Genomic DNA, 19517 nt, shown 5'->3' with positions numbered 1-19517 from the left:
TGGATCACAGGCTCATTTAGAAAATAGGAACAAAAGTATCCAGGAAATGGGCATCATCAGATCAGGCAAAATAGTCCATGTATTGTGAGGCGCGTAGTTCTTATTTTTAACAACATCCCAGATGTGATTGATTCCAGCTAACAAATATAATGGAGATGCCAGCACGATGGCAGCAAGCCAGAATTCCCGGTGATAAAAAATACAGAGAAATCCAGCCAAAGCAAATCCAGCCAAAGCAAATCCCAGTTCCTTTTGAAAGGGGCTTCCCTTGCTCCAGCCAATTGATTCAGCCACCATGTCGGATCGGAAAACATGTCCGATAAAGCTGATAGCCCCGGAAAGTGTGAGTGTAATCGTAAGCTGGTAAAACAACAAATTCTGACAGTAAGAAGAAAATGTGCGGATAGACGGGTTTATAATTGCTGTAATGATTCCAACAAATAAACCAAGAATCCAGATCATTAAGAAAATCATATAAATACCTCCTGATTTTTATTTGAGCATTTACTCAAATAATACCTCGCTATTAAAAAAATGTCAACTAAAAATGAACAATCGCTCATAATTTGTTGACAAATGCATACAGGTTCGATATATTCAACGGAAGGAGGAATCGTGATGGAATCAAATCAAGCAACGCGGCAGCCAAAACAAATGCGCAGTATAAAGACAAAAGAAAAGATAAGAAATGTGGCTTATGAGCTTTTCTGTGAAAAGGGATATTTTAAAACGACAACCAACGAAATTGCCAGAGTAGCGGAAGTTTCCATAGGCAGTCTTTATTTCTATTATCGGGATAAGGATATGATTTTAATGGAAATACTGGATCGGTATAATGAATCATTTCTAAAAGTTCATGAATCAATGAACCTGCAATTGGAATCATATCGGATAAATCCCCGGCTTTGGCTTACTAAATTTATGGAAGAAATGATAAAAAGCCATCGAGATTCAAAAGAATTTAACAAGGAATTAAAGATTCTCAGCTATTCCATGCCAGAAGTGAATGCGGTTATGGAAAAGCAGCAGGAGACAATCCGGCTTATGACACTGGACTACTTAAAAGCCTTTCACGATATGCTAAGAGTAAAAGATTTGGAGGCGGCATCGATTGTAGCCGATAATCTAATCAGTTCTCTGGTTGATCAAATTGTTTTTCAAGATAATCCTGCGGAGGATTCCAGAATTATTCGGGAAGGCGTAGATGCGGTTTATCAATATTTAATCGGAAAAGATAGTTCCATCTTTTCTATCACATGAATCGGTAATGTCTATTCCGGAATTACTCAGGTACAGCGGGTGCTTCAACTTAATTAAGTCTGACAAGGAGAAATAAGGAAGATGAAAAAGAAATACTTGCTTTTGGTGGTCGCATGTTTGTTATTGACAGGCTGTAACAACGAAAAGTTAAACGCAGAGAACCAGTCAGTAATCTCTCAATCTGCTGGGGGAAGTGAAACTAGAATCAGTGAGCATGATCCTGTTGAATCAGATGAGGCGACGGTCGATGGGTCTGACGGGCAGATAGAAGATCAATCGTTTGATATTAATCTAAGTGGCTGGGGAGATGTGACTTTTGCATCTTTTATGCCAGAGGAAGCGAGAAATAAGGATGAAGATGTGATGTTTATGCTGTTAAATGGAGATAAGGAGGTTTATCGTTTTCCAGGTATAACAGAAGATAACCATCGCATCGGTCAGTCCTTTCAAAAAATTGATGCAATCGCTTTTAAAGACTATGATGAAGATGGAAGAAAAGATATTATCATTATCAATGAATATTCGCTTCAGCCTGGGGACCCAAAAGAGAATTATTATAGGGAAGCCAGAGTTTACCATCAAGAGGATGAGGGAAAAGAATTTAGGATAGACAATCATCTGGTTGAATATTTAAATAACTATTATTATAATGATACGATTGAATCTGTAATGAAAGGGATTAAGAAGTACCGAGAGAAAAGTGAAACAAACTTTTACGGTGACTATCAGATCACAGCCTGCAGGGGAACTGCCACAGCCTATGCCTTGTCACAGGAAGAAATAGACGCTGTCATAGGAAGTAGTTTAAACTATCAGGCTAATTCCTTTAATACAATGGCTGCAGGCTATGAGGAAGAAACCTATCCCACAGACAGGCTGTATGAGGATTTCCGTGTGAAGCCAACTGATCTGGGGATTACAAAAAAAGAAGTTACAGTAGTGTCTGTTTTATTAGAAGGGGATTTTATCGGGGGATATTTCTATATTCTAGACGAAAATACTTTACTTGTATATTATGAAGGTGTGTTTTTTGAAGCGAAAAAAACATCAGAGAACCATTCAAAGGAATAAAAGTATAGGTCAAAGCTGTTCTCTATAAAAAGAGTGAAAGGAAGATCCTATGACAAAGATTAAATATGCCATAATAGGCAACGGATTTCGGGCGCAGGCTTTTTTAAGGATTGGTCTTACACTTACGGATCAATTTGAGGTGACATCGGTTCTATTTCGAAATAAAGAGAAAGCAGCAGAATTTACCAAACAAAGTTCTGTGCCTGCATCTTTAACCATAGAAGATTGCCTTGCTACAAACCCTGACTTTGTAGTAATCGCCATTGGAAGAAATGCGAATTTTGAGATGATAAAACGGTTGGTTCCTTATGGGATTCCAATGCTGGTAGAGACGCCGCCTGCCATGAACAGGAAAGACCTTCTTTCCCTTTGGGATATTTGTGCGAAACAAGAAGTTAAGATTCAGATAGCAGAACAGTATTTTCTGCACCCTCTCTATCAGGCAAAATTAAAAGTGCTTGAAAAGGGAATATTAGGTGAAGTTCATAACTTGTCCATTTCCTGGGCACATGATTATCATGGGGTCAGTTTGCTCCGAAAATTATTGGGGGTTGGATTTGAAAACGCACAGATATGTGGAAAAAACTTTCAGTTTCCAGTAACAGTTACAGATTCCAGATATGGAATTATGACAGATGGTGAGGTTACTATGGCAGACCGGGCAAGGTATACCATAGAATTTGAGAGTGGAAAAGTTGCTTTTTATGATTTTTCCTCCGATGTACAATACCGCTCTAAGATCAGGGCCCGTCATCTTACCATACAGGGAGTACGAGGAGAAATGGATGACGAAACAGTCCGTTGTCTAACCGACGACAACCAACCGTTAGTTCAGACCTTCCAGATAACGCAGGATATTAATACATTGTCCACATACTCCATTAATCTTGGCGGTGAATGTTACGATACAAACCCGTTTGCAAGTAAAAGGCTTACCGATGATGAGATTTCAATCTCCCGCTGTCTTATGGGAATGAAAGACTATCTTTTGACTGGTAAAAGTTTCTATTCCTTAGCAGATGGGTGCCAAGACAACTATTTCTTTCTACTGATGCAGGAGGCACTATTGCAGCCTAATATTCCTGTCGGGTCAAAAACTCAGCCCTGGAGTGTGTAATGAATTTTAGGAAGTAACAATAATGGTCAATTCATTTGTAGTTTAGAAATCAAAAAAGAAAGAGGCATCCCGATTGCGTAAATTAAATTTCGCAATTGTGGAAGCCTCTTTTTTATAATAAAGCCCATTTTAATTGTGCAAAATACACAAAAAATAATAAAATATAACATTTATACATATAGATATCACAATAAACCATTTTAATTCCTTGGACTAGGTGTTATGCTGACAGAAATATAGGTACAAGCCTTCTAAAAAGAGGCAAGGCAACGTGAATCGCACTCTTTTATAAAGGCGCAGGGGGAGGGGGACGAGCAAAAATCAATGAGAGGATCAAATGCTTTGTGATCATGAAAGAGATGGGAGGAGAAGCAAATGAAACACAACAAAAACGGTAGGAGGTATAGGAATGGTGAAATTTAGAAAAGTTATTGCCTTTGTGCTCAGTATTATGTTAGCACAGTCCATGATACCGGAGATTCCGGCAGTAGCAGCGAATACAATGACAGTCGATTGTGCCAATGTACTCAGAGAAGCGACTCATTGTGCCAGTGGTTCCTTATATGGCATGACAGAAAGTATTCCGGTTGATGTAAACGGACTGGTAGCACCCTTAAAGCCCTATGTCATGAGAAACCCAGCCAGAGGGGGAAATGGAAATCAGCATCCCTTTGGAGATGCAATCCTGGTTTCTCAAAAGCTGGCATCGGTGCCCAGTGCAAAGGTGTCCATAGATCTGGCTGATATGCTGCCGGGCTGGCCTTATCGCTGGCCGGGAATGACCAGCTGGCTCAATCAGGTAAAATCATTTATTCATGATAAAAAGTCTTCCGGACGTGATAATTACTATGGTTATGAAATTTGGAATGAACCAGGGGGAACCTGGAAGTCAGCCAATGGCAGTTTTCATGATATGTGGAAGCAGACCTATGATGTGATCCGTGCCAATGACCCTAGTGCCAAGATCATAGGTCCATGTGAGAGTTACTACAATCATTCCCGCATGAAAGACTTCTTAAGCTTCTGTAAGTCTAACAACTGCCTGCCAGATATCATGAGTTGGCACGAGCTGTCAGGCGGACCTAAGACGATAGCTCCGAATCTTAGAGCCTATCGGTCTCTGGAAGCCTCCCTGGGAATCCGTTCGTTGCCGATCAGTATTAATGAATATTGTGATCCAGATCATAGTCTGGAAGGCCAGCCAGGTTCTTCTGCCCGCTTTATTGCAAAATTTGAGCGCCATAAGGTAGAAAGTGCTTGCATTACCTGGTGGTTTGTACCGACTCCTGGCAGGCTGGGAAGTCTTTTGGCAACCAATACTGAAAAAGGGGCAGGCTGGTATTTTTATCAGTGGTATGGCGACATGACCGGTAACATGGTTTCTGTCACTCCGCCAAATGATGACAGTGATCTGGTGGATGGCGCCGCCTGCGTTGATTCCAATGCCAAATACATGAGTTTTATTTTTGGAGGTCCCAATGATGGTACAGTAACTACAACTTTTAAGAATGTGCCCTCTTTCATTGGTTCCAATGCTTCTGTTAAGATAGAAAAGATAGACTGGGTGAGTAAGGATACCGTATCCAGAGGACCGGTTGTGTTATCGAATACGAATTATTCTGTAGTAAATGGACAGTTCACGGTAAATCTCTCGGGTTGTAACAGCAGCTCTGGTTATCGTATCTATATTACACCAGGATCGGGTACAGGTACGGGAATTGTATCTGGAGAGACTTATAAACTGATTAACAGAGGCAGCGGCAAAGCACTCGATGTCACCAACAGTTCCATGGATGATGGTGCTGGTGTGATCCAGTGGGGCTATAGCAATCAAAACAACCAGAAATGGATTATAACCGATACAGGAAATGGATATAAGCTGAGCAATGCAAACAGCGGAAAGGTTCTTGATGTTTATAAGAGTTCCAAAGAAGATGGGGCAGACGTAATTCAGTGGACGGACAAAGGACAGAATAACCAGAAATGGAATTTAGTTGATTTGGGAAATGGCTATTACAATCTTGTAAATGTAAACAGTGGAAAGCTTCTGGATGTAGAGAAGGGTTCTGGGTCAGATGGCGGGAATGTAATTCAGTGGAGCAACAACAATGGCAATAATCAACAATGGCAGATAGCAGCACCTTAAGAAGACAGTCACGCAAGTAACGCCGTCAGCAATGGCGGCGATACGTACGTGACTGTATGTCGATTATTATTTGTCGTTTCCTGGTTTGTGAGGGTTACCAGATTGTTTTTTAGAATTTCGGCTCTCTCCATCTAGTGCACTCTCAGCCATAGTAGGACCGCCATTGGCCTTTTTTTTGCGAATTGATTTTGGGTCGATCTGTGAATCTTTTGCCATAGTATTCTCCTTTAAATTTAATAGTTTTATTATTTACAGGTAAAAGGATAATATTCTGAATCAGATCAATTGATTTTTAGATATAAGAGTGGTAGAATAAAGTTCTTCATTTATGAAGAAGACAACTAAATATTTAACATGCGGTATTTGTTGGCAAAAACCTACAAAGGCAGACCGACTTGGAAAGATATGAAAATATGACTACCAGGAGGAAGTAACAATGATTACGATGGAACATATATGCAAATCGTACAAAGTTGCAAAACGAAATGCAGGTTTAAAAGAAGCCTGTAAATCTTTATTTCTGCGGAAAACAGAGCAGATAAAAGCATTATCTGATATCAACTTTCAAATATCAGATGGAGAAATGGTTGGATACATTGGACCCAATGGGGCTGGTAAAAGCTCTACAATCAAAATTCTAAGTGGAATATTAACACCAGACAGTGGAACTTGTGTGATTGATGGAAGAATTCCATGGAAAAATCGCATCGAACATGTAAAGCAGATTGGTGTTGTATTTGGACAACGTTCTCAATTGTGGTGGGACATTCCTGTCATTGATTCCTTTGATTTATTAAAGGAAATCTATTCTATTTCAAACCCAAATTATAAGTCTAAGTTAGAAGAACTAACAGAATTACTAAAACTGAAGGAAATCTTAAAGACTCCGACAAGACAACTGTCTTTGGGACAAAGAATGCGCTGTGAAATCGCAGCTTCGTTATTACATAATCCCCGTTTGTTGTTTTTAGATGAGCCAACCATAGGTCTTGATGCAGTCTCTAAGCTTGCAGTACGAGATTTTATTAAAAAACTGAATACAGAACATGGAACCACCGTTATCTTAACTACACACGATATGCAGGATATCGAAGCCATCGCAAATCGAGTGATACTTATAGGACGAGGGAAAGTCTTATTAGATGGAACCTTGGAAGATATGAAACTGACTGCACAACATTCAACAGCTTCTGACGAACATGCATCGGCCAATCTAGATCAGATCGTGGCTGGCATATATCGGAATCTGGATATACTCTAGGAGGTGCAGAATGAAAAAATATGTTTCATTTTTTTGCGTACGTTTTTTTTCCGGGTTACAATATCGGATGGCTGCGGTCACGGCTCTCACCACACAATTTATATGGGGCTTGATGGAGTGCCTGGCATATAAGGCATTATTAGAATCAGATGCGATTGCATTTCCTATGGAATATTCTGCACTGGTTTCTTATGTTTGGCTGAAAGAAGCTTTTTTTGCACTCTTTAATACATGGGCATCCGATAATGATATATTCAACTTAATTATAGATGGGGGAATTGCTTATGAACTTTGCAGACCAGTGTCTATTTATAACATGTGGTTTTCAAGAAATGTAGGCGGAAGAGTCGCACAAGCCGCCCTTCGGTGTGCTCCAATTTTAATTGGCGCTTCCTTGCTGCCAGGACCATACAAGATGGGGACACCTACTAGTTTGTTTGCAGGTTTCTTGTTTTTGTTTACCATGTTAATGGCATTGGGCGTTACCGTTTCTTTTTGTATGGTTGTTTATATGCTGTGTTTTTTCACCATTTCACCCCAGGGCTTTAGAATGCTTTTTATGGGGGGCGTGGAATTTTTGTCAGGTTCTGTTATTCCCTTGCCTTTCATCCCGCAGCCATATCGGAATATAATAGAAGCCATGCCTTTTGCCTCTATGCATAATGTGCCTTTTCGAATTTATAGTGGGGATCTATCGGGAAATGCCATGGTTATAGCCATAGCATTACAAGTGTTTTGGTTTGTCATACTGATTCTAATTGGGAATTTGATATGTAAGAAGGCAGAGCACAGAATCGTTGTGCAGGGAGGGTAACATGACAAGAATAAGAAGAACAATCAGATTATATGGGTGCTTTGTTTCTGTGATTTTGCAATCTACGATGCAATATAAATTATCGTTTCTACTTATGTTAATTGGCAGATTTCTAATGGCATTTAATGGCTTTATCGCTTTATATTTTCTTTTTTCTGGTTTTACCCAGATTAAGGGATATACGTATGGAGATGTTTTATTGTGTTTTTCTATTATTCAGATGTCTTTTTCCATTGCAGAATGTTTCGGAAGTGGATTGAAAGCATTTTCAGGAATTGTAAAAAGAGGGGAATTTGATCGAATGTTGCTTAGACCATGTAGTCCGATTCTTCAAGTGGTGGGAACAAAATTTGAATTAGGAAGGCTTGGTCCCATGATAACAGCTCTTATTACTTTAATGATTGGGATCAGGGAAAGTCATATTCGATGGGATTTCGGTACCGTTTCCACATTACTGTTTATGATACTTGGAGGAACACTTCTCTTTATTGGTTTATTTCTGTTAGGAGCTAGTTTTTGCTTCTTTTCCATCGAGGATGCAGGAATTATGAATGTTCTCACATATGGAGCAAATGAGCATGGAAAATATCCCATTGATATATACGGAAAGGGTTTGATGCGTTTTTGCACCTATGTGATTCCTTACACATTGATCCAATACTATCCACTGCAGTATTTGTTGGGGAAATCAAATCATTGGCAATATGGATTTTACCCGTTTGGAGCCATTCTTTTTCTTTCTTTTTGTTCCATTATTTGGCTTTTCGGTATGCATAATTACAAGTCCTGTGGAAGTTAATATCACTATATTTAAAAATACAAAAACTCCTCCAATTATTTCTTTGGAGGAGCCGGTTTCCAGTATCGAGACCCATCCGGTTCACGACATAAGAAGCCTTGATCAATAAGTTCCCGTCTAAGTACAAAATAATCCCCAAATGTATTCCATTTTTCACAGATGGCGTTTACCTCTTTTTCTGTATAATTATAGTTTACTTCGAATTTTTCTGCCAAATAGCAAAGGGTTGCAATTCTTAGGGGGGGCTTTTGCGATAGCTGAGTGATTCTACCTAATTTGTCTAAAAATCTGTTTATATTAACGACTTGTTCCAATTTTATTCTCTCCTTATTCAGTAGTAATTTCTTTTTCCTTCCATAATTCCAACAAAGTTTTGACATCTTCAGAAAATTCTCGTTCTGTTTGTGTTTCCTTCTTTTTCATTTCCTCCATGATATCAAAGGCAAAAGAAGATGTCCCAAATTGATTCCATGATTCGATCATACCTGCTTCTGGGCAAGAGTTAGTTGCTAAAAAGAATTCAAAACGATTTTTTGAGCCTTGCATATTAGTGGTGGAACGAATCCAATAATTATTATTTCCATTGCACGAGATCTTATATATTCCACCGACAATCGCTCTATTTTTATAATTCTCTTTCCTATCTTTTTTTTGTAGTTTTTCCATTCCAAATTCACCATCCATTTATATATTTCGTAGGTTCACCAACAAAATCATTGTAAGCCGAATCCACTGGATTTTCAACAAACGTTCCGTAGAGTTCTAATTTCCATGATTTGACATGATATCATTTCTGTAGTATAATTAAGAAAAAAGTAACAACCTATAACCAAATAAAAGTTGTCACTTTATTTGCTTTTATAGGAGATAGGGAAACTTATATGGTTTTAAATTAGAAAATACCTGAGTCAAGATGGGACTAGGGTATTTTTAGTGGAGGAAAATGGGAATGCAGACAATGATCGAGATTACAAAACAGATGATAAAAGGTAATCCCCTTACAGGGGAAGCATTCAAACAATGGAATGACTGGAGGTGGCAAACCAGCCATTTGATAAAAGACATAGAGACAGTCGAAGAGATTTTGGCGATCAGTTTTACAGACGAAGAAAGAAAACAGATAGAAACAACGATTGAAAAATTTCCAATGTCAATCACGCCTTACTATATTTCTCTTATTGATCCCAAGGATTATAAGAATGATCCTGTATTCAAACAGGCATTTCCTGATATCAGGGAACTAACGATTGCATCTTGTGATATGGAGGACCCGTTGGCGGAAGATAAAAACAATCCAGTTCCAGGAATTACTCATCGGTATCCTGACAGGGTGCTATTTCATATTAGTAATATTTGTGCCATGTATTGCCGGCATTGTACTAGAAAAAGAAAAGTCGGAGATATGGATCATATTCCGAAAAAAGAACAACTACAGAAAGGAATTGATTATATAAGAAGCAATCCAGTGGTTCGAGATGTTTTGCTTTCAGGCGGAGATCCTTTTATGCTGCCAGATGATTTACTTGACTGGGTTTTAGGGGAACTTGACAAAATAGAACATGTTGAAGTGGTGAGAATCGGAACTAGAACCCCAGTGGTATTGCCCTATAGAATCACCGATGAACTTGTAGCTATGCTGAAAAATCACAAGACTTTATGGATTAATACCCATTTTAATCATCCGAAAGAGATAACAGTGCAAGCAAGAGAGGCCTTGAAAAAGCTTGCATTTGGAGGCATTCCTCTGGGAAATCAATCCGTTTTGCTGGCAGATATTAACGACTGTCCCAAAATCATGAAACGCCTTGTCCATAAACTGGTGCAAAACCGAGTCAGACCCTATTATATCTATCAATGTGACTTATCGGATGGACTGGAACATTTCCGTACTTCCGTTGGGAAGGGAATTGAAATCATGGAAAGTTTAAGAGGACATACCAGTGGGTTTGCAGTACCAACGTATGTGATTGATGCTCCTGGTGGTGGTGGAAAAATCCCTGTTATGCCGAATTATCTGATCTCTTGGTCTACCAATAAGGTGATCCTAAGAAACTATGAGGGCGTTATCACAACCTATCAGGAACCACGAAACTATCACAGTGCTGCTTGTGATCTGGATTGCAAAACCTGTAATCTTCAATTGAAGATGAAGCATTTAGACGAGGATGAGTCCATTGGTATTACGAAACTCCTCTCTGATTATAATGAAACAATAACGTTGACACCAACGAAAGACCTGGAAGAATAAAAAAATACACCTGAGTCAATGTAGAATGGAGATTGTTATGGATAGTATTGAAAAGATTGGAAATTCGACGATTCATCATGGAAAAGACAGTGATCGTATTTATCTGATGACCCTTGACAGCAGTGATTTGGACAATATTACTCAGAAATTAGATGACCTGGCACATAAAAAGGGTTACACAAAAATAATGGTGAAAGCCCCAGATCTTCATAAACAAGTGTTTGAAGAGAATGGTTATGAAACAGAAGCCATAATCCCAACGTTTTATTCTGGGAATCCAGGCCGTTTTCTTTGTAAATATCTTGATGAACAGAGAAGAGAAAACAAATGGAAAGCAACTTGTTCCGAGATTTTAAAGATCGCAAAAGAACAGGAACCAGATTCTTCCCTCATACAGCTTCCAGATGGATTTCGATGCAGGGAGGCGAACTCGGAAGATGTAAAAAGCATGGTAAAACTGTATAAAAGTGTATTTGAAAGCTATCCTTTCCCCATTTACGAAGAGCAATACATTCTAGAAACCATGAAGGAAAATCTGATTTATTTTGGCATATGGAAAGAGAATGAGTTGGTTGCATTATCTTCCATCGAACTTGCAAAAAAATATTCCAATGCAGAGATGACAGATTTTGCAGTACGAAAAGAGTATCGGGGCAGTAGGCTGGCAAGATATCTTCTTCGAGTGATGGAGAACAAATTGTCCGAGTTATCGGTTAAGACGGCATATAGCATTGCAAGAGCAAAATCACCTGGAATGAATGTTACATTTGCAAAAAATGGTTACACCTATAGCGGTACACTGATTAATAACACCCAGATCTCAGGACAGATCGAAAGTATGAATGTATGGTATAAATCCATTTTTTAACCCATAAAAATGGGTCCTAGTTTGTGTAAACGTAATTCGTATCGAGAAAAGAAAGGAAGCAAAAAGATGAATCGTTTTATTTATGATATTCCGGTTAAAGTTTATTTTGGAGAGAATCAGTTAGGCCATTTGGGAGAAGAATTAAAGAAATTTGGACAGCGTGTACTTCTTACTTATGGGGGAGGTTCCATTAAAAAGACGGGATTGTATGAGGCTGTAGTAATGGAGATAAAAAGTGCTGGACTTGAATTGTTTGAACTGTCCGGAATCGAACCAAATCCTCGAATTACAACCGTAAGAGAGGGTGCAGAGCTTTGTAAAAAGGAAAAGATTGACGTGTTACTAGCGGTTGGCGGAGGATCGACTCTGGATGCGACCAAATTTATGGCAGCTGGAGCATGTGTGGACTTTGATCCTTGGAAATTCCTTTCGGATCGGGCACCGATCGAGAAGGCTTTGCCAGTCCTTACGATTTTGACTTTGTCGGCAACTGGCTCGGAGATGGATCCAGGTGGTGTCATCAGCAATCCCGAAACGAAGGATAAGTTGGGGCGTATGGATCCTCATTTGCTTCCAAAAGTGTCATTCCTTGACCCGAAAAACACCTATACGGTGAGTCCATACCAGACAGCTTGCGGCGCAGCGGACATGATGAGTCACATTATGGAAGTGTATTTTAATATGGATCAGGATTTATATATGTTGGATACTTTCATGGAAGGGATGATGAAAACCATCATCAGATATGCACCAATCGCGATGAAAGAGCCAGACAATTACGAAGCCCGTGCCAATTTGATGTGGACTTCCTCATGGGCCATTAACGGATTGGTAGCTGGGGGAAAACGTCAGGCATGGAGCTGTCATCCCATGGAGCATGAACTATCTGCGATCTATGATATTACTCATGGGTTGGGACTGGCAATCCTTACTCCACGCTGGATGGAATACTGTCTCAATGAAACGACCGTATCGAAATACGTTCAGTTTGGGACCAATGTTTTTGGGATCGATTCATCTTTAGAACCTATGGAAGTGGCAAGAAAGAGCATCGAGAAGTTAGATGACTTCTTATTCCATACGCTAAAATTGAAACGTACCTTTACAGAGATCGGAATTGACAAAAAGAATTTCGCAGTTATGGCTAAAAAATCATGTGGAGGGGGAGTTTTAAGAGGCTTTCAACCATTGGATCAAAAAGGGATTGAGACCATTTTTGAAAGGTGCTTAAACTCTTAATACTGGGGAAAAGAGGAGAGTTATCGTATGCAGTTTATTACTATGCTTTTTATATGCCTTATCGCTATGGAACACCTGTTTATCGCATGGGTGGAGATTTTTGCATGGACCAGTAAGGGACCGGGAATGTTTCCTCATCTGACGGTTGATTTTATCAAAAGCACAAAAGAAATGGCGGCGAATCAGGGCGTATATAATGTTTTCCTGGCAGCAGGTCTCATATGGTCTTTGTTTATTACAGAGGCACCATGGAATCTTTATATTGCCTCCTTTTTCTTGGGGTGTGTGATAATAGCTGGAGTGTTCGGGTCAGTAACGTCTAGTAAATCTATTTTCTTGAAACAGGCATTGCCGGCGATTGTTGCACTACTGATTCTTTTGGTTTTTAAATAAATTTGTTACTTGTATAGAAGCAGCTATATCTGGAGATTTTATATCCGGAATGGCTGCTCTTTATTTGCTCTTTTGTAGGAATGAAAGAAATAGGAAACGTATAAATAAAAGTGGAAAAATTAGCAACAATATAATATTGTGCTATTTTTTTTGGAAAAACAGGCAAACTAATGGAAAGAAGAAATAAGGAGGAAATTTCATTGCAGATTTTGTTGGAAAGAATACAAATTTATATACATTCGCCATTCTTGCAGATGATTTTATGGATCTTAATTGGTTCTACCGCTTTTGTTTTATTCCTATTATATTCTAGGTATCATCATTCTGGCAGAGTCGTTCATTTTCCTTTAGATGTCATTGAGGAAGGGGAAAAACCTGGACCAGGTGAATGGGAAAGGGAGATGTTAGATTTGGCAGAAAACCATACCCAGGTTCGATTAACGGGATATAGTTTTGTGCTAAATGATTATAATCATGCGGCTCATAAAAGACTAAATCAGATCCGAGATAGCATTTCGGTCCTATCTACCGATCTGATTGCTCTGATTCCATCAGCTCGCTGGCTTTATGACAATTTTCAAATGTTATATCGAGAGATAAAAAAGGTACGGACTTCAGGAACCAGTTATGCAGTATTACCTATTTTAAAGACAAAGGAACATAAGAATTTTCCGCGTATCTATGTGGTAGCCAAAAAGATGGTGGCACTTTCTGGTGGGCACTTAGGGGAAGAAAATATATCCATTATGCTCAATGCGTACCAAAAAAAGGTATCTCTTACAGATAGAGAAATCTGGGTTCTGCCAGAAGTACTGGGTTTTTGTCTCCTGGAAGAGATCATTCAGATTTCCGATGAAATTCTTCTATTGATTGATGTAAAGTCAAAGGCAGAGCAGTTGATCCGAGAGAAGTTTAAAGACAAACAGGGTGCGTCTGATATTATGCCTCTGCTTTGCAAGATGGATGATAAATTAAACTGTAATTTCTCATTCCATGCCCATATGGTATATCTGTTGAAAAATATGACTTATGATGAGATATCGATTCAAAAATATCTGGAATACCATTTGGATACGGGTGAAAACCGAGTGGAAACATCAGATGTAATTCTTAAGGAAGGGAGGATCGAGTCATTACTGGAAACAAAGATCCGCACATTTATTGTAAGTCTAAGAGATATTAATGAAGTAGATGAAGAAACATTTTTTTCGAAATACTCCTGTCTAGAGGCGATTTTATCAAAAGATCCGGCTGGGGTTTATGCTAAGATGGATTTAGAATCCAGAGGACTTTATCGCGGTATGATAGTCAAACTATCCCATCGTTACCATCTGTTGGAAGAAAAGATAGGAAATGATTGCCTGGAGCTGGCGATTCTGGGAAGAGATGATTTAATTGAATCCCATCATGTAGGAGCCTATCTTCTAGGAAAGGGGTATCCTGCTTTAAAGGCCAAAGCCTTAAATAGACCCATACCCATAAAAAGGAAGAAAACGAAAAACTTAAAGGGAGTTTTATATTTTATTTCTCTGTTTCTTCTTCTGCTTGTATTGTGCATTGGACTATATTATGGATTCCGGAGTCTGGGTTATGTTACAGATTCCAGACGAATTGGAATTATTTTTCTGGTAGGACTACCTCTGCTTTTGGGAATTTCTATGGAGATGGTTCATTTTATATTTACCAGAAAAATTGCAGTTAAGAAGATTCCTTCTATGGATTACAGCAAGGAAGTGCCAGAGAAAGCTCGAACCTTTGTTGTTATGCCAGTGATTGTTTCCACGAAAGAACAAGGACTTATGTATATGGATCGTCTGGAAAAACAGTATCTGGCAAACGCTCAGTCGAACCTTTTCTTTGCATTGCTCCTTGACTTTGAGGATTCATCCCAACAGTTTCTTAAAAAGGATGAGGGCTTGGAACAAGCACTTGTCGTACGCATGAAACAGCTCAATGAGCGCTATTTTTCTAGACATCAGAGGTTTTGTCTGTTCTTTCGAAGCCGTAAATGGAACAAAGCGGAGAATTGTTATATGGGTTGGGAGCGCAAAAGAGGGAAGCTTGAGGAATTTAATAATCTTTTGAATGGGACCCAAAAGGAGAACACCACGTTTTCATCCATTTATTGCGACGAAGAACTTTTATCTACCTTCCAATATGTGATTACACTGGATGCGGACACCAATTTAATTCGTGACAATGCTGTGAAACTGGTAGGTCTGATTGATCACCCACTCAATCGACCGGTTCTTAATCCAAAGGATCAAACTTTAATGGAGGGCTACGTCATCATACAGCCGTCTGTAAGAAATCATATTACCGATAAATATGGAAGCCGATTTACGAAAATTTTTGGAGGAGAATCAGGACTTGCCCATTATGGAACGGTAATATCCGATATCTACCAGGATGTTTTCAACAAAGGAATTTATACCGGAAAAGGAATTTATGATCGAAAAGTTTTTCATGAAATTCTTCACAATAAAGTTCCAGAGAACCGAATTCTCAGCCATGATCTTTTTGAAAGCTGTTATGCCAAGACCGCTTTTTCCAGCACCGCTAAGATAATGGACACGTTTCCCAATACTCTTTTGTCATTTACAAAGAGGGAGCACCGTTGGGTCAGAGGGGACTGGCAGCTTTTACCTTGGCTGTTTTTAAAAAACTCATTGGATGGAAGACCCTTGTCTGCTTTGTCAAAATGGAAAATTTTCGATAACTTAAGACGGAGTCTGGTTCCACTAAGCAAAATATTACTTGTATTGTTAATCCTTTTTTGGATACCAAGAGCCTTTTATCTTTGGATTCCGCTTGTGTTTTTTACGGATATTTTTCAATTGCTTGTATTATGTATCTCAATGATCAAACAGAAATTGATCCGTCCTAATCTTGCGTTTGTTTATAAAAGTTTCTTTCAAGAACTAGCAACTATGATTCAACGAGCTTTTTTGGAGTTTACAATTACTCCATACCGGGCTTATGTTGCAGTGGATGCAATTCTTAGAACCTTATACCGACTTATCATCAGCAAACGGAATCTTCTTCGCTGGAACACGGCAGAATCGGTAGATGCTACAATTATGAATACTAGAAAAGGATATTTTCTGACCATGTGGAGTTCATTTCTTCCTGCGGCAGCACTCTTACTCCTGTTTTACGTGGGAGAATTAAACCGTGGGGGAATCATTCTAACAACTATCATTGCGGCTGACTGGATTTTTGCTTCTGAGATCTCCTATCGGATCAGTCAGCCAGAAAAAAAGCGGACACAGGCGATAAAGAGTCAGGACAGAGAGTTACTTTTGGATACGGCACGAAGAACCTGGTATTTTTTTAAAGACTGCTCCACCAAGGAAAACAATTGGCTTTGTCCAGACAACTATCAGATATCCAGGGTGGTAAAAGTCAGTGACAAAACCTCCCCCACCAATATAGGTCTTCAGCTATTGGCAATTCTTTCTGCCAGAGACTTTGGACTGGAAACGTTAAGTTCCACCATTGAAAAGGTGGAAAATTTAATGGAAACAATACAGAAATTACCTACTTCTCATGGGCATCTTTATAACTGGTATCAGATAAAAACACTAGAGGTGTTAAATCCTGCTTATATATCAACCGTTGATAGCGGAAATTTTCTAGGGCATTTGGTTGCATTGAAACATGGTCTTCTAGAACAGATCGAGAAACCAATCTATCCAGACAATTTTCTCCCTGAATTAATGCTTCTAGTAAATGAGAGCAATGAAGAAATAAAACAAAAAACAGGGAGTCTTGGAGGAAATAGTTTAAGATTTCGTTACAATAGGATAGGGGAACTAATTGAAGATATGGCTGATATCTGGGAAGATTTAAACGAGAGAGAATTAAGACCAGACGGGGATTATACCCATACCAGACAGCTAAAGAGTTTGATTGACAGTTTTGCCAGCGAAACCTCTGATTTTAGATTAAAGGAAGAACGGTTTTCATCCTACCCTACGCTTTCCCGTATGGCAGCAGAGGACAATTCATTTGCCAATCATATGATCACGCGAATCAAAGACCTTAGTAAGAAAATCGACCATATGTTAACAAATGCGGATTTTGAATTCTTATACAATGATAAAAGAATGTTGTTTCACATAGGTTACCATGTTTCATCTCATACACTTGATGACGGTTGTTATGATTTAATGGCTTCGGAATCAGCACTTACAAGCCTGCTTGCCATAGCAAAGGGAGAAGTACCGTTAAAGCATTGGTATAAACTTGGGAGACCTTTAACCATAGTAAAAGGGATTCCATGCTTTGTATCCTGGAGTGGTACGATGTTTGAATATTTAATGCCAAGTCTTGTCTTGAAAAATTACGAGGATTCTGTTTTTTCTCAGACCTACCTGGCAGCAGTCCTTCAGCAAATGAAGTATGCAAATGAGATGGATATTCCTTGGGGGATCTCAGAATCTCAGTATTATCGGTTTGATTTAAACGGAAATTATCAGTATAAGGCGTTCGGTGTTCCAAAGATAAGGCTTCAGCCAGTTCGTAAAAATTCCTTTGTGGTTGCTCCATATGCAACCATGCTGGCTCTTGAAATTGTACAAGAAGAATGCATCACCAATCTAAAGAAGATGAAAGAGTTAGGAGCGTATGGAGCGTACGGATTCTATGAGTCCATCGATTTTAATGTACCTAATTCAGTGGAATTAACCCCTTATTGCATCGTGAAATCTTATATGGCCCACCATCAGGGAATGAATTTGGTGGCGATCAATAATCTTCTCAATGAAGGAATTATGCGGGAACGGTTTCATCGGGAAATGATGATAAAAGCGTCAGAAGTACTATTGGAAGAAAAGCGTCAGTCTCACTTGATCTCCATTGCAAAACGAGGATATACCATTAAAATCGGTAAACTTCTATTTCATGAAAATCAATACCGGGATCGTTATGTGAAACGTACGGGAGCGCTGACCCCAGTGGTCAATTATCTATCCAATGGGAAGTATTCCTTATTGATCACCTCAGACGGAGATGGCTTTAGCCAATTTGAGGACCGAATGTTATACCGTTGGCGCTCCGATATTTATGCAAATACAGGAAATTACATCTATATCAAAGATAAAAAGCAGGGAAAATTTTGGAGTGCCTCCTATCATCCGACAAAGATCGAACCAGAACAGTATCAGGTGGTGTTTAGCCCAAACCAAGCGGAGTTTACGAGAATGGATGGGGATATGAAAACAAATATGGTTGTTAGTCTGAATGCAGATTTAAATTTTGAAATAAGAAAGGTCACTTTAACCAATCATGGAAAAGAAGAAAGGGAGTTAGAAGTGACCAGTTATCTGGAGGTGGTGGATGACACCCATCTGGCAGAAATAAGTCATCCTGCGTTTAATAAGTTGTTTTTAGAAAGCGAGTATTTGAAGGAGGAAGACATATTTTTGACAAAAAGGAGGAAGAAAGAGGAAACTGATCCTTCGTATGTCATGCATTTTGCCAAGACAGAAATGAAGTTATCCCAAAAAATAGAATATGAAAATGATAGAAAACGTTTTATTGGAAGAAACAATACACTAGAAAATCCGGAGGCTGTGGTCAATCACACTGCTTTTATCAATACTTCTGGATTTTGCAATGATCCGATTATGAGTCTGCGCATTCATGTAAAGGTTTCAGCAGGGGAAAGTGCAAGTATTTCTTTTGTTACCGGGATCTGTAAAAAGAAAGAAGATGCAATTAAAATAGCAGCCGAATTGAATGTAAGTTATCGTATTGATGATAGTATGGAAAAATTCCGGCTTCAAAAGAATCTGGAATTAAAGTATCTGGAAATTAGTAGAACCCAGTTAAATGCATTTCAGAGTCTGATGAGTCCCATCTTTTATTCTTCGGGCAACTACCGGGGACCGGTTGAAACAATAAGACGGAATTTTAAAAATCAAAGCTTTCTGTGGAAATTTGGTGTATCCGGTGATAATCCGATCTTGCTTTTAAGGGTTCGTTCCATGAAAGAAGAACGGATTATAAAAGATGTATTAAAAGCCTATGAATATCTAAGAATCAACCGTGTTATGGTGGATTTAATTATCTTAATTGATTCCAAACACGGGTATCTACAGGAAGTAGATCAGCTAATCTATGAGATGACTAGCTCCCTTCGCATTTATGATTCTGGAAGCGGAAAGCCAAGCTTTTTTATGCTGCACACGTATGAAATGATACCAGCTGAGATTGATTTGCTGTATACGGTAGCAAAAGTAGTCTTCTCAGAGAAAACGGGAATTTATTTAATAGGAAAAGAAAATCAGTAGAAGTA

Annotated in this window: 16 protein-coding genes; 12 read left to right on the top strand and 4 right to left on the bottom strand. The window is 38.9% G+C overall.

Going from position 1 to position 19517, the window contains the following annotated elements; genetic code table 11:
- Positions 1-12: 12 nt before the first annotated feature.
- Entirely contained in the window at positions 13-474 is a 462-nt protein-coding gene (locus EFT72_RS03045) for a DUF6790 family protein (protein ID WP_124065437.1), read from the bottom strand.
- A gap of 144 nt (positions 475-618) precedes the next feature.
- Here EFT72_RS03045 and EFT72_RS03040 point away from each other — a divergent pair, with 144 nt between their 5' ends.
- The 4 genes from EFT72_RS03040 to EFT72_RS03025 all read left to right on the top strand — a co-directional run bounded on the left by EFT72_RS03040 (position 619) and on the right by EFT72_RS03025 (position 5594).
- Positions 619-1260, top strand: a complete 642-nt coding sequence (locus EFT72_RS03040; RefSeq protein ID WP_124065436.1) for a TetR/AcrR family transcriptional regulator — start codon at positions 619-621, stop codon at positions 1258-1260.
- 81 nt (positions 1261-1341) lie between these two features.
- Positions 1342-2331, top strand: coding sequence for a hypothetical protein (locus EFT72_RS03035; protein WP_124065435.1), 990 nt, complete (start codon positions 1342-1344; stop codon positions 2329-2331).
- A gap of 49 nt (positions 2332-2380) precedes the next feature.
- Entirely contained in the window at positions 2381-3448 is a 1068-nt protein-coding gene (locus tag EFT72_RS03030) for a Gfo/Idh/MocA family oxidoreductase (RefSeq protein WP_124065434.1), read from the top strand.
- Between the two features lie 409 nt (positions 3449-3857).
- A complete protein-coding gene (locus EFT72_RS03025) occupies positions 3858-5594 on the top strand; it encodes an RICIN domain-containing protein (RefSeq protein ID WP_124065433.1) in 1737 nt (578 codons plus the stop codon).
- A gap of 66 nt (positions 5595-5660) precedes the next feature.
- On the opposite strand, the gene EFT72_RS19105 is transcribed toward EFT72_RS03025, so the two are convergent.
- Positions 5661-5810, bottom strand: a complete 150-nt coding sequence (locus EFT72_RS19105) for a hypothetical protein (protein WP_164473055.1) — start codon at positions 5808-5810, stop codon at positions 5661-5663.
- 220 nt (positions 5811-6030) lie between these two features.
- On the opposite strand from EFT72_RS19105, the gene EFT72_RS03020 reads away from it, so the two are divergent.
- The 3 genes from EFT72_RS03020 to EFT72_RS03010 are packed head-to-tail and all read left to right on the top strand — an operon-like array spanning position 6031 to position 8468.
- Positions 6031-6855, top strand: a complete 825-nt coding sequence (locus tag EFT72_RS03020) for an ATP-binding cassette domain-containing protein (RefSeq protein ID WP_124065432.1) — start codon at positions 6031-6033, stop codon at positions 6853-6855.
- A 10-nt stretch (positions 6856-6865) separates the two neighbouring features.
- Entirely contained in the window at positions 6866-7669 is an 804-nt protein-coding gene (locus EFT72_RS03015; protein ID WP_124065431.1) for an ABC transporter permease, read from the top strand.
- A 1-nt stretch (position 7670) separates the two neighbouring features.
- The gene (locus tag EFT72_RS03010) at positions 7671-8468 is read left to right on the top strand and encodes an ABC-2 family transporter protein (RefSeq protein WP_124065430.1); all 798 of its coding nucleotides are present in this window, start codon (positions 7671-7673) and stop codon (positions 8466-8468) included.
- Between the two features lie 35 nt (positions 8469-8503).
- Here the strand turns inward: EFT72_RS03010 and EFT72_RS03005 are convergent, their stop codons facing one another.
- On the bottom strand, positions 8504-8782 hold the full coding sequence (locus EFT72_RS03005) for a DUF2087 domain-containing protein (RefSeq protein WP_243109925.1): 279 nt from the start codon (positions 8780-8782) through the stop codon (positions 8504-8506).
- A 13-nt stretch (positions 8783-8795) separates the two neighbouring features.
- Complete coding sequence (locus tag EFT72_RS03000) at positions 8796-9134, bottom strand: GIY-YIG nuclease family protein (RefSeq protein ID WP_124065428.1); 339 nt, start codon at positions 9132-9134, stop codon at positions 8796-8798.
- Positions 9135-9417: 283 nt separating this feature from the next.
- On the opposite strand from EFT72_RS03000, the gene ablA reads away from it, so the two are divergent.
- The 5 genes from ablA (at position 9418) to EFT72_RS02975 (ending at position 19512) form a co-directional block, all read left to right on the top strand.
- Positions 9418-10716 carry a lysine 2,3-aminomutase gene (gene ablA, locus EFT72_RS02995; protein WP_124065427.1) on the top strand — a complete coding sequence of 433 codons (1299 nt, stop codon included), beginning with the start codon at positions 9418-9420 and terminating at the stop codon, positions 10714-10716.
- 37 nt (positions 10717-10753) lie between these two features.
- Positions 10754-11584 carry a putative beta-lysine N-acetyltransferase gene (gene ablB / locus EFT72_RS02990; RefSeq protein WP_164473054.1) on the top strand — a complete coding sequence of 277 codons (831 nt, stop codon included), beginning with the start codon at positions 10754-10756 and terminating at the stop codon, positions 11582-11584.
- A gap of 66 nt (positions 11585-11650) precedes the next feature.
- Positions 11651-12823 carry an iron-containing alcohol dehydrogenase gene (locus EFT72_RS02985; RefSeq protein ID WP_124065425.1) on the top strand — a complete coding sequence of 391 codons (1173 nt, stop codon included), beginning with the start codon at positions 11651-11653 and terminating at the stop codon, positions 12821-12823.
- Positions 12824-12850: 27 nt separating this feature from the next.
- On the top strand, positions 12851-13216 hold the full coding sequence (locus tag EFT72_RS02980; protein ID WP_124065424.1) for a DUF1304 domain-containing protein: 366 nt from the start codon (positions 12851-12853) through the stop codon (positions 13214-13216).
- A gap of 200 nt (positions 13217-13416) precedes the next feature.
- On the top strand, positions 13417-19512 hold the full coding sequence (locus tag EFT72_RS02975) for a glucoamylase family protein (protein WP_164473053.1): 6096 nt from the start codon (positions 13417-13419) through the stop codon (positions 19510-19512).
- Positions 19513-19517 lie beyond the last annotated feature (5 nt).

Origin of the sequence: Clostridium sp. E02 (assembly GCF_003833015.1) — a bacterium.
In the GTDB taxonomy this organism is placed as follows: domain Bacteria; phylum Bacillota; class Clostridia; order Lachnospirales; family Lachnospiraceae; genus Lacrimispora.
The sequence above is the reverse complement of the archived record's forward strand: the minus strand, read 5'-3'. Positions and strand labels throughout refer to the sequence as shown.